The organism is Microbacterium sp. PRF11, from assembly GCF_031844085.1.
Classification (GTDB): Bacteria; Actinomycetota; Actinomycetes; order Actinomycetales; family Microbacteriaceae; genus Microbacterium.
The window spans coordinates 144,441-159,226 of sequence record NZ_JAUZUP010000004.1 but is presented as its reverse complement, the minus strand read 5'-3'; the positions used below and the strand labels follow the sequence as shown (position 1 = coordinate 159,226).

15 protein-coding genes and 1 pseudogene are annotated in these 14,786 nt (G+C 59.0%); 2 read left to right on the top strand and 14 right to left on the bottom strand.

Going from position 1 to position 14,786, the window contains the following annotated elements; genetic code table 11:
- Positions 1-58: 58 nt before the first annotated feature.
- The 4 genes and pseudogenes from Q9R20_RS12135 to Q9R20_RS12120 form a co-directional block, all read right to left on the bottom strand.
- Positions 59-271, bottom strand: coding sequence for a hypothetical protein (locus Q9R20_RS12135; protein ID WP_311249580.1), 213 nt, complete (start codon positions 269-271; stop codon positions 59-61).
- Positions 272-605: 334 nt separating this feature from the next.
- The gene (locus tag Q9R20_RS12130; protein WP_311249579.1) at positions 606-887 is read right to left on the bottom strand and encodes a Dabb family protein; all 282 of its coding nucleotides are present in this window, start codon (positions 885-887) and stop codon (positions 606-608) included.
- A pseudogene (locus tag Q9R20_RS12125) lies at positions 888-1,061 on the bottom strand (GDP-L-fucose synthase); the annotation flags it as partial.
- Between the two features lie 414 nt (positions 1,062-1,475).
- A complete protein-coding gene (locus Q9R20_RS12120) occupies positions 1,476-1,976 on the bottom strand; it encodes an acyltransferase (protein ID WP_311249578.1) in 501 nt (166 codons plus the stop codon).
- Positions 1,977-2,065: 89 nt separating this feature from the next.
- Between Q9R20_RS12120 and Q9R20_RS12115 the strand changes: the two genes are divergently transcribed.
- Entirely contained in the window at positions 2,066-2,620 is a 555-nt protein-coding gene (locus Q9R20_RS12115) for a DapH/DapD/GlmU-related protein (protein WP_311249577.1), read from the top strand.
- 483 nt (positions 2,621-3,103) lie between these two features.
- Here Q9R20_RS12115 and Q9R20_RS12110 read toward each other — a convergent pair whose 3' ends face one another.
- The 10 genes from Q9R20_RS12110 to Q9R20_RS15965 all read right to left on the bottom strand — a co-directional run bounded on the left by Q9R20_RS12110 (position 3,104) and on the right by Q9R20_RS15965 (position 13,610).
- Positions 3,104-4,171, bottom strand: coding sequence for a glycosyltransferase (locus tag Q9R20_RS12110; RefSeq protein ID WP_311249576.1), 1,068 nt, complete (start codon positions 4,169-4,171; stop codon positions 3,104-3,106).
- Positions 4,172-4,189: 18 nt separating this feature from the next.
- On the bottom strand, positions 4,190-5,188 hold the full coding sequence (locus Q9R20_RS12105; RefSeq protein WP_311249575.1) for a hypothetical protein: 999 nt from the start codon (positions 5,186-5,188) through the stop codon (positions 4,190-4,192).
- A 290-nt stretch (positions 5,189-5,478) separates the two neighbouring features.
- The gene (locus Q9R20_RS12100) at positions 5,479-6,330 is read right to left on the bottom strand and encodes a glycosyltransferase family 2 protein (RefSeq protein ID WP_311249574.1); all 852 of its coding nucleotides are present in this window, start codon (positions 6,328-6,330) and stop codon (positions 5,479-5,481) included.
- A complete protein-coding gene (locus Q9R20_RS12095; protein ID WP_311249573.1) occupies positions 6,317-7,441 on the bottom strand; it encodes a glycosyltransferase in 1,125 nt (374 codons plus the stop codon). The genes Q9R20_RS12100 and Q9R20_RS12095 overlap by 14 nt, the downstream gene beginning before the upstream one ends.
- Positions 7,438-8,376 (bottom strand): glycosyltransferase, encoded by a 939-nt coding sequence (locus tag Q9R20_RS15975; protein WP_396653691.1) that lies wholly within the window; start codon positions 8,374-8,376, stop codon positions 7,438-7,440. Before Q9R20_RS15975 ends, Q9R20_RS12095 begins: the two co-directional genes overlap by 4 nt.
- Positions 8,373-9,110 (bottom strand): glycosyltransferase family 4 protein, encoded by a 738-nt coding sequence (locus tag Q9R20_RS12085; RefSeq protein WP_311249571.1) that lies wholly within the window; start codon positions 9,108-9,110, stop codon positions 8,373-8,375. Before Q9R20_RS12085 ends, Q9R20_RS15975 begins: the two co-directional genes overlap by 4 nt.
- A 335-nt stretch (positions 9,111-9,445) precedes the next feature.
- Positions 9,446-10,540 carry a glycosyltransferase family 4 protein gene (locus tag Q9R20_RS12080; RefSeq protein WP_311249570.1) on the bottom strand — a complete coding sequence of 365 codons (1,095 nt, stop codon included), beginning with the start codon at positions 10,538-10,540 and terminating at the stop codon, positions 9,446-9,448.
- The gene (locus tag Q9R20_RS12075) at positions 10,440-11,864 is read right to left on the bottom strand and encodes a hypothetical protein (protein WP_311249569.1); all 1,425 of its coding nucleotides are present in this window, start codon (positions 11,862-11,864) and stop codon (positions 10,440-10,442) included. The genes Q9R20_RS12080 and Q9R20_RS12075 overlap by 101 nt, the downstream gene beginning before the upstream one ends.
- Positions 11,865-11,907: 43 nt before the next feature.
- The gene (locus Q9R20_RS15970) at positions 11,908-13,020 is read right to left on the bottom strand and encodes a glycosyltransferase family 4 protein (protein ID WP_396653690.1); all 1,113 of its coding nucleotides are present in this window, start codon (positions 13,018-13,020) and stop codon (positions 11,908-11,910) included.
- 206 nt (positions 13,021-13,226) lie between these two features.
- Positions 13,227-13,610, bottom strand: coding sequence for a type II CAAX prenyl endopeptidase Rce1 family protein (locus tag Q9R20_RS15965; RefSeq protein ID WP_396653694.1), 384 nt, complete (start codon positions 13,608-13,610; stop codon positions 13,227-13,229).
- A gap of 488 nt (positions 13,611-14,098) precedes the next feature.
- Here Q9R20_RS15965 and Q9R20_RS12070 point away from each other — a divergent pair, with 488 nt between their 5' ends.
- Positions 14,099-14,713, top strand: a complete 615-nt coding sequence (locus Q9R20_RS12070; protein ID WP_311249568.1) for a low molecular weight phosphatase family protein — start codon at positions 14,099-14,101, stop codon at positions 14,711-14,713.
- The last annotated feature ends 73 nt before the right edge of the window (positions 14,714-14,786 follow it).

Sequence of the window (14,786 nt, the reverse complement as noted above, 5' to 3'; positions counted from 1 at the left end):
GCGGACAGACACCACCGCTCGGCTTCCGGGCCCCACCCCGCGCCGAGAGCGGCGGTCGTCAGACGGTATTGCGATACCGACTCGCCGCGGCAGCGGGAGCCGCGATGATCATGGCGGCGACCATCAGGAGAACCCCGGTGTCGCCGTGCACCGTGAGCATGAAAACGCCCGCGATAGCGAGCGCGATGACGGCGGTCCAGAGGACCGCGGTGGCGATCGGCGTCGCCCAGAGCGGGCGACCTTCGCCGTGGTGCAGATACTCGCTTCGCATGATCGCTCACCTTCGAGTCGGAAATGTCCCGCTGTGTCTTCGGAACCCTCCCCTGTTCGGATTGGATGCCGAGTCCGATCATGCTACGGCGTTTGTCCCCCGTTTGGGGGACGTTGACCCAGGAGTGGCTGTTCCGGTAAGGACGCTACCGGGCTCGTCGTGGTGGCCGCATGAGAGCTCGATGAGAAATCTGGCCGAGCTGCGTCCGCGCGCCGGGAGCACGGCGTTGTCGTAGCAGGCGAGGTCGCCGTCATGCACCGCGCGCGCCAGGGCGTTGTTCTTCGGGGTCATCGCGTCTTCAATCCGCGAGACATGGAGGCGACGTCGCTAACGGTCACTCCTCCCAATCCCCGACCCACCAGTCGGCGATCGTAGACATCCGCTCGGCCACGACCCGGTGAGCTTCTCCTCCGCGCCATGCCGTGAAGGCATCCGCGTCGACGAACGTCCCGTCCTCGACGATGATGCGCCCCTTGCGGGTGTCCAGCGAGAGCTGGATCGTCCAGGTGGCCACGCCGGGCTCATTCCCGAGGCCGCGCAGAGCATCGATGGCGGAAAGGACGTCCGGGTCCGTGACGTCGTCACGGACCCGGAACAGCACGATGTGGCGGAACATCTACTCGCGAATGGTATCCACGTGGTCGCGGTACCACGCGACGGTGCGCTCCATGCCCTCTTCGAGCGAGATGGATGCCGTCCACCCGGCCTCGGCGAGCTTCGACACGTCGAGGAGCTTCTGCGGGGTGCCGTCGGGCTTCGTCGTGTCCCACTCGGTGAAGCCCCTCACACCGCCACCGAAATCGCGACATGATCAACACACAAAAACCGTCCGGGCAACCCGGTCATGCTTACAGCACCCCGACTCAATCATGCAATGAGCGCCCCTAGTCTGGGTTGCGACGCCCTTCACACGCACGATCGGACGCAACCCGGGGCGACGATGCTGCGACTCCTGTTCTCCGATCGGACAGCGTTGCGCAAATCTATGGCGGGCGCCAGCTAAACGGCCAGGCTCACATAGGTGGCGGACGGCGACGTCCTGCTGATCGGACACCGACCTACGCCCCGCGCGATTTGAGAACCGAGAGAACACCTTTCAGGGCCAAGGGCGCGGACCAAGTGCGATCCAGATGTGAGCGCCCGCCGCCTTAGCAAGAGCCAGCGATTGGCGCGCAACGATCACATGCCACCTACAGGAGTACCGTCACGTCAAGTCACGTTTTCGGATCGCAGGAATACCGGCGTAGAGCCCGTTCTCTGTAGTGTCGCGCGTAACAACACTTCCTGCAGCGATGACGCATCCTCGAGCGACGACGACCCCCGGGAGCACCATGACTCTGGCGCCGAGCCAACATCCATCATGGATAGAAACGGACGCGCCCTGATACGTTCCCGCCCGGTGATGCGCCGCGCCGATAGTGTGGGAGGAAGTTCCGATGTAGCAATCAGGGCCGATATAAACATTGGAGCCCACCGTGATGGATTCTCGGTTCTCGAACTGAACTCCACGTTCCACAAGACCACCCTTGCCGAACGTGATCTGGTCGGAAGCGAAGAACACCCCGGTCCGGACCGAGGTGCCATTGGTTTGGATGCCCCCCAGTCGCAGGAACCGTTCGCGAACATGCCCATGAAGCAGAGATGACCCGCCCAGAGTGTTGACACAAAAGGACCACAACCTGTTGACCGCCCGACGCGTTTGCATGATTAAACACTACCCACCTGCTCCGACGACCCCGCGACATGTGAGGCACTCGAGACGCGACTCCGTGTCCCTCGCCAGGGAGGCTCGACATGATTGAACGCATACTTAGGGAAGCGCGCATCGTCAAAGCTCGACTTTGGTTCCTGACTCACGGCCTAAAGTCAGGCAAGCGTCCGCTCCTAAAAGGACGGGGGCCTTACATCGACGCCCGCGGACGAATCACCGTCATCGGCGCGCGAGCCGTCATCTACGGATTCGAGGCCCGCGCACACATACGCTCAGACGACGGAGCCATCCTCATGATTGGTGATCGACTCATGATGAATTCAGGCTCTAGCATCCACGCGGCGCTCGAAGTGCGTATCGGTCACGGCCTCAAACTGGGACCATTCGCTTCCATTGCGGACACCGATTCGCACGAAACTAATCCCGGCAACGGTGTCAAATCACATCCGACCATAATCGGCAACGAGGTCTGGGTGTGCCGAGGAGCAATTATTCTGCCCGGAGTTCGCGTCGGAGACGGCGCCGTGATCGCCGCCGGTGCCGTGGTGACTTCACACGTCCCACCCTTTACTGTCGTCGCGGGCAACCCTGCCCGCGTGGTTAAGCAATTGCCGCCGACAACCCGGCGCAGGCTCTAGACTGAACTAGGTCAGTGGGATGAGGGCGACGTCGGCCTCATCGCCAACACTTTCGCGGGATTTCCCGCAACTGTTGCACCAGCCGGAACGTTTCCGATGACGACGCTACCCGCGCCGATTGTCGCTCCGGCACCAATTGTCAAGGACCGCTCCGTGCGGCTGACAACTACCGCTCCAGCTCCGATTGTGACGTTGTCTTCTACTCGCAATTCGACATTAGAGCCCACCCACGTGGTTACAGAGAGGGTTACTCCATGCCAAATCAGGACGTTCGCGCCGATTCGGACGTTTGGGTGCACGACCACTCCTAAGCCGAGGTGACCTAAACGCAAACCTGGACCCGACGTAGCCTGCGGCGGTAAGACCACCCGGAAAAGCAAGTAATTCACAAACTTCGCCAACCGCGCAGATCGTCGAAATCCTCGCCGGTGCAGGTATTGCGAGAATTGCCAGATTAGTTCAGGTTTCATCGTTTGACTTCCCTCATGCATCACGCACGACATCAGCGACTTGACTAACGAAACGCTCGATCGAAAACTTCTGCGCATGGGCCATAACCGCCGTTGCGTCCCAATATTCAGGGAAAGCCTCGATGGCTCTTATTATAGACGACCGACCTTCGTCTTGGATGAAAAGACCACTGACACCGACATCGGTACTATCGAGGAAGCCACCGGCTCGAAGCAACAGGGATGGCGTCCCGAATGCGTTGGCCTCAATAGGGGTAAGCCCAAAGTCTTCACGGGACACCGATATCAAAGCACACGCATTTGCATACAGCCACCTAAGTCTTGACTCGGAAACCCGGCCAAGCCCTACGACATTGGATGGAAAAGTCGGCTGGTGCTCGGTACCGACAATGACCAACTGCTTCAATGGTGTCCTGGCGAACGCATCAATCAATCGCGAGACGCCTTTGTAACCCCGAGCGCGCCCCACACTTAAGAAAAAGCCTGGGTTCAGTTTCTCGTCTGGATCTCGATCCGCCGAAACGTCCACTGACACAGGGGGGTGAATTACCGTCGGGTCCAAGTTGTAAACGCGCCTGACACGATCGGCAACCGCCGTAGAATTTACAATGTAAGCGTCCGCGCTTCGAACGGCTTGTTCATCCCACCTTCGCAACCCGTCGCGCAAAACGGCAAGACCTGCGCGTGCAATGAATCCCTGGTCTTGCAGAAAGTCGTCTGTTTGATACAACCACCGCGCGGGATTGTGGCAGTAGACCACCTTACGCGTCCCGTCTGCGACCGGCACGCCATGGGACCAGCCCGCCGTGCTGCAGATGACGACGTCGGCGCTTACTGGATTCATTGCGTCCCATGCAGGAGCCAGAAACGGTAACGCTCGCCGCGGATCACTCTTGAATATCTTTAGTCCCAAGTGGGTACTTTCACGTATGGCGAAAGAGGAGAAGCCCGGGAATGTCTGCGATGGTACGTAAGCAGATGTCACAATCTCTTTCGCACTGAATCCCTCCGCCAGCGTTAGAGCCACGCGTTCCGCGCCGCCGCGTTGAGTTAGATAGTCGTGCGCTATTACTGTGGACATGGTGCGCCTCCGCGGCAATTAATCTTGTTCTCCGAGATCACGCGAGCGCGAGCCGCCCGAAACCGCATGCGGGCCAGACCTCAATTTTCGGCTGATGAGTGCGCGAGCGCCAATCTTGGATGCGGCGCCGCCCGCGAGAGCGAGAGCCATAGTGGGAGCAGCAAGAGACTCCGTGAGAACGAGAATCACTGTTAGCACGCCCGTTGTTACAGCACCGGCAGCTGAGGCAATTATGAGTTGCGAGACTTGTCGATTTGCCGTATCGAACATAACTCGAAGGTTCCATTGATCGCTCAATATCTGAGAGAACATGGCCGCGGCCGTCACGAGGGCTAGCCCGTCAAAAGTGGGCCCAAAAAGAACCGTGCCAAACAGCTTGACAAATGCGATCAGTAGTACACCAACGATGAGTGTCGACGCAACTCCGATGATAGTCAAACGCACCAACGACTTTGCAGACGTGACTACCTCACTGCGTGCCTGCGCAAGGAACCGAGAGTAGCTGACCTGCGTCAGAGCTTGCGCCAACCCGCCGGCTACCGCTCCAAGCATGACAGCAATGGAGTAAATGCCGACCTGTGATGCCGTGGACAGCGCCGCAAGTACAAGCTGTCCCAGTTGCCCCGCGACACTGTCGACGGCACTCGCAGACCAAAGATGTAGCGAATCTCGCCATGGCGTCGGCGCGGCCGACCCTTTAGTCCCAAGAACTAGCGTGATTACAACTCCTACCACGACTGTCGCGACCTGGCCCGCGAGTGTTGCGCAGTAGGCGGTGACAGTCGTCAACGTGCCTGACGCACCCAGACCAAGAATGATCAAGGAAGGTAAGACCGTGTACCCAAGCCGAGACAGATTGAAGAGCGTGATGTGTCCGTTCGCCAGCGCGAGTTCCACTCCCAACTGGCCAACTCCATTAAGGCACAGCACAACTGCAGCTAATCGCATTCCAAGCGCGATACGTGAGTCACCATTTGACAATGCGTCTGCCAGAACTAGAACGATGAGGGTGTTCATGAGGCCGAGTGCTGTCAGCCATATCATGCCTCGTCGCGACGTCCCGGAACCGCTCGTTGTATCTCTTGCTAGCACACGCGGGAGTGACAAGAAGCCAACCCAGGACAAGGTTTGAATAAGAGCGAAAGACCCCGCAACGACACCACGACCATCTGCCCCGATTGTGAGAGCGACAACCGGTGACGACAGAAGACTGAGCGCCATACCGGTGTAGGTAACAAGCGATGTCGCCGCAACCCGCCGCCCCATTGGATGGCGAGCTAGCCGAAGCAGTCGAGCGAGAGGAGCGTTCAAGTCGAGACTTTCCGCGCCTGCCTCAGCGCGTACAGTTCTTGAGCATTCTTCGCAACCGTCAGCGACTTGCGAACACCCCGCCCCCTCCGTAAACCCGAAAGAAGCAGGTGCAGCACAGCAACACGATGAAAGACGAGGGCTTTCAAGATATTTTTCTCATATGTCGCGTATGCGTATCGCGTCAGATACAGACGTGACTGATCGCGTTGGTCGTGGTGGTCGGAGCGTCCGAGACTCGAAGGATGATGCTCAACCCAAAGGTGCGGGTCGAACACGATCTGCCAACCCAACGAATATGCATGACGAGCAAAATCTAATTCTTCATAGCCGTACCGCGTGAGCTCGTCGAACTGCGCACTTTGGAAGATTCTAGCAGGAATGACGGTGGCATTGATCACGATGGATTTGAGCCTCCTGTGCGTCGATACCTTCTGGAAACCTAGAAAACTAGAGTTACTTGCCTGAACAGCCCGAGGCGGTCTGTGCGAGAAATTCAGTTCCCAGCCTGTCGTGATCTGTCCGACCGGCGCCATGCTGGCCCTCTGGACGAAGTCCCGAGAGACCTTTACGTCGTCGTCGATAAACGCACAAAGGGGCGTCGTGAGGTTTGCAACGCAAGCATTTCTATTGGCTCCCAATCCGCGCCGCGGTCCGCGTTGATAATCCGCACCATAGCGGCTCGCGACCTCTAGCGTCGCTGATGCATCTGTATCATTACTGTCATCGCTGACAACAACTCTTGCTGGCCGCAGGGATCCAGCTTCGATGCTTTGAAGCGCGGACGCCAGCTCGACCGGCCGATTCCGTGTGCAAATAAAAACCGTGAGGGAACTATCAGAACCCGCCATTTTGGCCCTCCTCCGTAAGCATAGACACCGCGCGTTTAAGTTTCCCGGCCGCTTCGTGAGTGCCGAAGCGTTTCGCCGCACTCAATGCCGCCTCACTTCTCTTTTGTAAGTTTTCTCTATCGAGTTCGTCGATTACCAGAGCAAGCCTTCGCCAGAATTCTCTACGGCCAGGGTGCGTGGCTGGCACTAATATCGCAGGCGAGTCAGAACCAGCAGGCAAATAGTCGAAAGCTCCCGGCATGGCGGGCATTATTACCGGAGTTCCTACTGCAAGATATTCCGGCAGCTTTGTGGTCAGCCGGAGAAGTCCAACCTCGTCGGGCGTTTGCGCAACGACCGCCACGTCGAGAGCGGCCATCAGAGCCAACAGCTCTTGTCGAGGGACGCGTTCCACGAAGATTACCGGCGCTCCGTTCGACGCAGCGCGAGCGATGAGTTTCGCTCGGCCCGAGCCGCTTCCCACGACGATGAATTGGACGTCCTTCCGAGTTGCGAGCGCCGCAGACTCTACGAGCTCCAACCCGTACGCGTAGGACTGGCGGACAGACCAATTTATACTCCCAGTTACTCCCACCAATAAATTGTTTGGCTTGACCCCCAGCCTTGACCTTATTTCAGCTCTACGAGGCCCCACGGTGTCACCGACGCTCTGTGGAGCCTGTCCTTCTATTGTGAGTCCTGTCGGCGCGCCCATTCTGATGGCACGTCCAACGAGATATGGCGTCCAGCCGATGAAGAGCGCCGCATTTCTGTATAAGAGCGTTTCATAACAACGCGCTATCAGCCCAGGTATATAACCGTACCGATTACGGATGAAGCGATCTATCGCGTCACCGCTGGAGACAACGTACTTCAGGCGACGCCCTCTCAGCACACGCGCGATGATTATTGGTAAACCAACCCGAAGCCCGGTGCCTTCCATGAAGATCAGCTTCTGCTGTGAGTTCCAAACCGCCTTGAAGGTTGCCAACATCGAGGCCACAGCACCGGCCGACCGTTCGAGGTGGACCTCTTTCGCGGACAAACCGCTCGCCTTCAGGAGATGCCGAACTCGCTCCGCATCGAAGCTTCCCGTGCCTTGCGCCACAACTACCAGAAAATCCTCGGTCATTGATTGCCCCAAACAGCAGATTTCCGTTTACGGTGACGACGTCCCACGGACCACCCGCTGATGACTCCACGGAAAGTGGCTACCACCTGTCGAAGTGGAGCCCGACCAATGACCAATCGTACCAATCCGGGCGTGTTTTGATATCCCAGCAGAAGCAGAAAGCCTCGATTCATAAGGCGCCTCCGGTGACAGACAACTGCGAAAGCGAAACATTCGTTGAAAGCAGTCTCGTACGCCTTACTCACTGAAGAACGTGCATCATCGGAGCTTCGCGGTGCCGGGTAGTGGTCAACGATCATTTCAGGGTCGAGAAGGAGCGCAAACTTTTGCTCTTTAATGGCCAGCGACGCGATGAATTCATTTCGAGCCTGCGCGCCACCACCAGCAACGCGATCTTGGTAATGATGGGCCAAGAAGAGTTCACGACGAAAGCTACAATTCGCGCCCTTAAGGTGGTCGACGAGGCGCCAGTGTCCTTCCGCCTGATGGTGGCCGCCGAGGACTCTGCCCCATCGGTCTATCGTGCCGATTCGCGACTGACGGACGCGCACTGGAAAGCCGTCCGGCTGAATGTCTGCACCGCCAACCCCGCCGATCCGCGGATCCGCGTAGTGCTGAGCGGCTTTCGAGAACCATCCGGGTCTCATACGCGCATCGTCATCCATGAACGCGACGATGTCAGCCATCGAGGCCTCCGCTCCGGCCCGCATCGCCCATGCTAGACCGGGTCGAGATACACGGACGGCCCGAGCGCCTGACTCGATGGCCACCGTCTGAGTTGCGGAGTCATCCTGCCGGTGAACGACCATGATGTTCGCACGTACTTGGCCAGGCTCCGTGAGCGCCAAAGCCTCCGCGACAGAACGGATGGCGGCTCTCGCATCGTCCGGTCTACCCACGGAGGGAATGATTACGTCAATAGACAACTCACTCATCTGCCACAAACCTCCTCAAGCCACTTCCCTACGGGCTCATAAGCGACCTCAGCGCGAAACATCTGAGCCTTCGAACGGGCCTCCACTGCGCGCTCCTCAGCTCCCAGCCTGTCCGATAAAGCCTCGCCGATAGCCGATGCCAGTTCGTCGACGCGTGTCGGATCTGCCATCAGGCACGATGCGTTATGCGTTAGCCACTCTGTCTGCCCGCCACGGTCGGCACAAACTATCGGGATACCGACAGCAGCCGCCTGGGCAAGTACTTGGCCGAATGGCTCAGGAGTCGTACTCGCATGAACGAGAAGTTCGCCGCTGGATAGATAGTCCAAGGGGTCGCTGAAGCCAGCAAGGTGAACCGGAAACCGGGCTTCTGGAAGCCCGACGTTATCATCGAAAGTCTTTTCGCCAACAATGGTCAATGACGTCGAGAAGCCTGAATCCGCGAGGGCGTTCATTGCGGAGATTACCTCGGCTTGACCTTTCCATCGTGCGATTCGACCAACCATGATCACACCGCCATTTCGATCGCGGGCAGGTGCGGCAAAATATCGTTCATCAACCGCTGTTGGTATCACAATACTCGGAAGACGCAGCCGCCAGCTATCCCGAGTAGTCTCGCTATTGAATATCACGCCGCGCGCACAAACGGCCAGCAGAAACCGATACACCAGAACCTCGAACATAGGCCTGTTGCCGCCGTCGCCTAGGTCTCGAACGTAGACAATCAGCGGCACACGACGCAGGCGAGCCGGGATTCCTAGGTGAAGGACACCTTGGAGAGTGTTGCTAATGACCTTCGAGTGTGTACGTCGCCGAAGGAGGCGCGAGACCTCGGCCTGCGCCGTGACGACAGAAAGAACAGCGTTGAACCTCTCGCGCAGCGAACTCGGTCTGCGGTCGGATATCTGTCGGAGAACGCTCACAGGCACACCAATTGCGGTCGCATAGCGTGTGGTGAGACCTTCACCACGACTCCAAATTTCGGCACCAATCGACGACGCTAAGGCCGGGGCTGCGAGTTCGGCGCCTCCAGGCCGGGAGGTGTGACAGTAGAGAACGGTCCTTCTCGTCATGCCGAGACCGCCACGACAGTTTCGTGGGCGACTTTCGACCAGGTGTGTGCGGACGCGTACGATTTCACTTCGCTGGCGAGGTCCGGTGACTCTTCGGGCATCACCGATGAGATTGCGTCTACGAGCGACGTAGGCTCGTACAACGAGAAAATGAAGGGATGTCGGGCCCAGGGTCCCATAGCGGTGCTAAGACCCCCCTGTCCCGTGCTGATAACTGGTAGGCCCATCGCCATAGCCTCAAGCACGACCAGACCAAACCCTTCGAGTGCGAGGGTCGGGACAACTGCGGCCGAACACGAAGCGCCCAAATCACGGAGGTCCTGGTCGCTCAGACGCCCATGGAAGAGCACATTCTGCTCTCGACCAAGATTCGAACTAAGGGTCGTGAGCTCCTGCTGTAGTTCGCCAACACCAACGATGTGCAACCGCACGGCACGACCATCAACCGTAAAACCGACCTCGTGCAGCGCGCGGATGAGAGCCTCGTGCCCCATGCGAGCGGTCAGTCGGCGAACGCAGAGCAGATCAATCTTGTCAGACCCTGGGGCGATCCGACGAGAAACAGTACCCCACACATCGTCAACGCCCGGAGATATGACAACCACCGCGTCCGATCTTGCGCCGGCACGCACCGCCTCGCGCGCAAAGGTTTCGGTCAGAACAATCACGGTGTCTGCCCTAGACAATGCCCAGCGCTCCATGCCCCGCTTGGCCCAAACACTCAAACCCTTGTTCGAGCCGGCCGCCACCGCCGACTCATCACCCCAAGGGCCGTGAAAATGGATTACCACTCTCGGCCTTCTCCTTCGAAAGGCCCACGTTTTGGATAGCGCCGAGACGAGATAGGGCATTCCGTACATCGCGAAATGAACGTCAATAACGTCTGCATCTGAAATTCGAAACCCGTCAGCGAAAGCACGAAGCATTCGAACGGACGCGGAACTCGAAGAACCCGACCCGGGAGTTCCAAAGAATCGGGTTTCAACGCTCTCACCTACCGCTTTGAGAGCGGGCACGTAACCCTCGACGTACCTGTTCAGACCACCCGTCTTTTCCCCAGGCTCTTCTTTCCCAATCACTATCCACTTCATAACGCCTCTTCCTCACCGTAAATACAACCCCGAGCGCCGCCCAGACGAGCGGAGTGACGCCGTAATATCCCACATTCATCCATTGCCCTGCGGTCGCGATTGCGATGAAGAGAAAAGGTGCAACTTGCTCATCAGTAAACGCCGCCGGGACACGCCTCACGAATGAGATGTAAATCGTCAACATGGCGATGACGCCCAGAACCCCACCCATCAGCGCCATATTGGAAATGTCTTGCTCCGAGCTGCCGAGACCAGCCGAGGCCAATATTGACACCTGGCCACTGCCGGTTCCGATGATGCTGGAGAGACCACGAAGAAGCGACGTCAGGATGAGGTCCTGGTGGATACCGACAGTGCTTGTCTGTTCATTTTCTTCGCCGCTCAGCATCGTCAGAACTCGAGCGGCTCCTGGAGAAGACACTGCGGGCAGAAGGCGGGCGGCGAATACAACGACAAGAGGGAGCGTGATGCCGACCGCAATCAATCCGACCAAAAGGGGCCGTCTTCTCCCAATCGCCAATCCGAGAAGGATTGCTGCAAGAGCAGGGAGAGCAAAGGTTCTGGTACCGCTCGTCAGCACGGCGTATAGCCCCAGGCTCACGGGGACGAACCAGATGGGGTTCCGTGTCACTCGAAGGCGAGCGACCGCCACACCAACGAGAACGGCGCACATAGCAGCACTCTCGGCAGCACTCGCTCCAAAGCCCAGGGGCCGCACGACATTAGGGCCGAGGTAGAGGGCTGAATACCCAAAGCGATCGACCCAGTACGCATCCCAAGGGGTAAGACCGTTAATTTCCTGCGCGATCATGTATGCCGCGTTGAGCGACCCGAGCCATGCAATGACCCGAATCACACTCCCCCGCGAAATCACCCGGTGATAGGTCAACAGAAAAGCCAGCATCCCGGCGAGCAGTAGCGCTGATGCCAGCATGTTATTCAGAAGGCCAGCTCCCGCAGGCAGAACCCCGGCTAGGACGACAACGACTGCGATCAGCATGAAGGGCTTGGGGGCATTCGCGTCCGCTCCGGATCGACGACCGAGAACGAAATACGTGATGTAGAGAAAGACCAGAACCACTGCGGGAAGAACAGGCACTATCTGAGTCGCCACGCCCGATGGGTCGAGCCAACCCGCTACGCGACGGATCGCACCGTTGCCAACGCCTACTACCGTCGCGAAAACAAACCCTATGTCCGGGCTCTTGACCGAAAGAATCATGGCAAGCAAAGTCGCCAAGATCAACAAAACCGCGGGACCACCAATGGTCAGACTTAGAACCGTGAAAATGACTACGGTCGCGAAAATGACCAAACCAGCCAACGACTTCGAAGTAACTGCACCCTCGAGCGCTCTGCGCGCCCCGCTATGGGCGTTCATGCCCCAGCGCCCTCTCAAGCGTCTCTGAATAAAGAGAAAGAAGATTATCTGTCGACGCTCGGTCCGCTAGCGCATCAGCAGCGGCGACAGCGCTCCTCACCTCGGGGGAGGTTGGTAAGGGGCCCCGTGCGATACGTCTTTGCACAGCGTCGACTAGATCGTGGTCGTTCACCACGGAGAACAGATCGTCTAGCTGGATGTGCCTGGCGAGGAACTCGCTTCCGGGATTGGGGCTCGAGATACTAGGAACGCCAAGACTCGCAGCCTCAAACGCTGGGATCCCAAACCCTTCGTAAGTTGAGGGAGCCAGCAGCAGCCAGGACTGGCCCACAAGTTCGCGCACTTCCGCATCGGTTGGGTTCGCGTAGTGCTTGACAGTCGGGGGCCAGTGATCCGCATCAGCAGCTGGTCCGACGACGCGCAGGGAGACACTCCGATTTAGGTTGCGGGAAACCTGTTTGACTACGTCTGCCGCAAGTGCTCCTCGCTTGCGACCCGCATAAGTGCCGATGAAGACGACCGTCGGACAGGCGGAGGGAACGGGCGCGGAGAAGCGCACCGAGCGTGGCAGAACGGGAGGAACAAGGGCGTCCGTTCTGAATTCGGTCTCCCCCTCTGGTCCAACCGCCAACGCAACATCGCATCGGCGTCGCACGCTGTGCTCAAGGGCTGCCAGGAGGTAGTGATTCCACCGTCTCAGACCAGAGGAGGCACGAGCTTCCGACCGCGAACTTCCGTGAAATGTTCGCACCCACGCGAACCGCCGGTGCGATATCGCCCAATCGTCTCCAAAAGCATGAAGCACATCAAAGTTCATTTTTCGAAGTAGTCGGCGGACCTTTAACGGGAACAGGTAATAGTGCGCGAATCGACCACCGCGATTAGGGATCACGTGCATTGTAGCTCCGGGAAGCGGGATACCGCCTTCGGAGGTGATGATGTGCAGCTCCACCTGATCGCGAATCATCTCCGCGAAGCGCCACGCGTAGCGCGCAGCTCCGCCGACCTCGTGCCGCCCAGGCCAACCAACGCAGAGCAGGACAACCCGCAGCTTCGACGACTTCCTAGGTTGTGTGCGTTCGCCAGGCACGTCGCTCATCTATTTTCTCCTGCCTGCACGCTGCCCGCGCGTGGGTGGCGTCAACACAATCAAGGGGCTCGTTCTTCGCCGAGTCCGAGCCTCCACCATCTCCGGACGAACGATAACAGTTCGGCGCACCACTCAATGTCACTTAATGGTGAACGGGACGTTTCAGAGCCGTCCCGCAGAGGACAGAGCGATTTCGACGACTGTGTGTCAGACGACTACACAGCTAGTATCGTTCCCGCACTGGCTAAGAGCAGGTACAGACCGTTGTAGCACATGTGCGCGAAGACGGCCCCCCAAATACGCCCTGTATAGAGGACAATTCCTGAGCACGCCGCCCCCACGAGTACGAAGCTCATAGCATCGGCTAGCGAGAGCGAGGCGAACGCCGCGTGCAGGATGACGAAGCCGCCCGTCGATGCCAACAACGCGGTCAGGCCGGCAGATCGGCTGCCTATCGGACGACGGAGCACCTGGTAAACGGCGACGAGAACTACCGCCCTGAAAACGAACTCCTCCAAGACTGGCCCCACGGCGACAGCGGGTAGTAATGCATCCAGCCACCAGAGCCATGTTTGAGTGTCGCCCCCAGCTGTGAGCACAGGAAACGCCACTGCATTCGCGCCACTGAGCAGTCCTTGAGCTAGTCGTAAGAGCGCGCCCGCGGCTAGTCCGAGGACCAGATCCGAGGCTTGAAAGCGCAGTAAACCGGCAGGTCTGGCCCGGGCCAGAGCGATGATTGTGACGATCGCAAGAGAAGCCCACAGGGTGAGGCTCGAAGCGAGTGACCGCACTGATTCGGGAGCCTGCTGCCCTACGAGAGTCGCCGCAAGAATGCCGCCAGCGACCGACAGAATCGCTACCAGAAGCAGGTGACCGTTCCACCTTCGAACGGCGCGGCCACCTTGCCTCCAATCAGATCGGGAACGCCGACGAGCCCGCCGAGACGGTGCACCGATCGCGCTGTACTTGGCAGTGACCTCTGGCTCGCTACCCGGCGCATAGGTAGCTACGGCGCAGCTATCATCGTCGTGCAAGTCAACCCCCACCGGACTTCGGAACGTCCCTCAAATCTGTCCACTTCCTCGCATTGGAACAGAACGTGCTCAACATTCTCATAGTCTGCACAGGGAACATCTGTCGCTCCGCGCTGGCGGCCGCCATACTCGCAGTGCGGTTGCAGGACGTCGACATCGCCGTGAGTAGCGCTGGCACGCGTGCCAGGTTCGGAGGTCGAATGCCTGCGGAGGCGGCTCTGCTGGCAACGCAGAGGTCGGTCTCACGCTCGCTCGTCGAGGAACATGTGGCCCGTCCACTCCAGGAAAGTTACCTTGCACAAGCGCACCTGGTGATCGCGATGGATCGAACACATCGCCGCTTGTGCGTGGAAATGGATCCGACCGTTGTCCGCCGTGCGTTTACGCTCCGCGAATTGAGCTTCTTAGCGGACTCCGTGACGGATGCGCAGCTTCGTCAGCGAAGCATGGCCGACTCCGCCGAGGATCGACTCGCCAACATCCTCCAAATGCTTGCAGACCGGCGAGGCGTGATAGTTCCTCCCTTAGATCCGAACGACGCGGACGTCGTGGACCCCTACGGCAGGTCGACGTCGACGTACGAGTTGTCAGCAGCGCAGATCGACGCGAGCCTGCCTGCGGTTGAGAGGCTTGCGCGAATCGCGCTTGGAGAAGCCAATTCGGTCTAGGACTCGCGACGTTGCGGGAGCTTGGGTCGGTTCGTGCCGGCTGGCGCCACGACCAGGAGTCGACCCGCCGGAG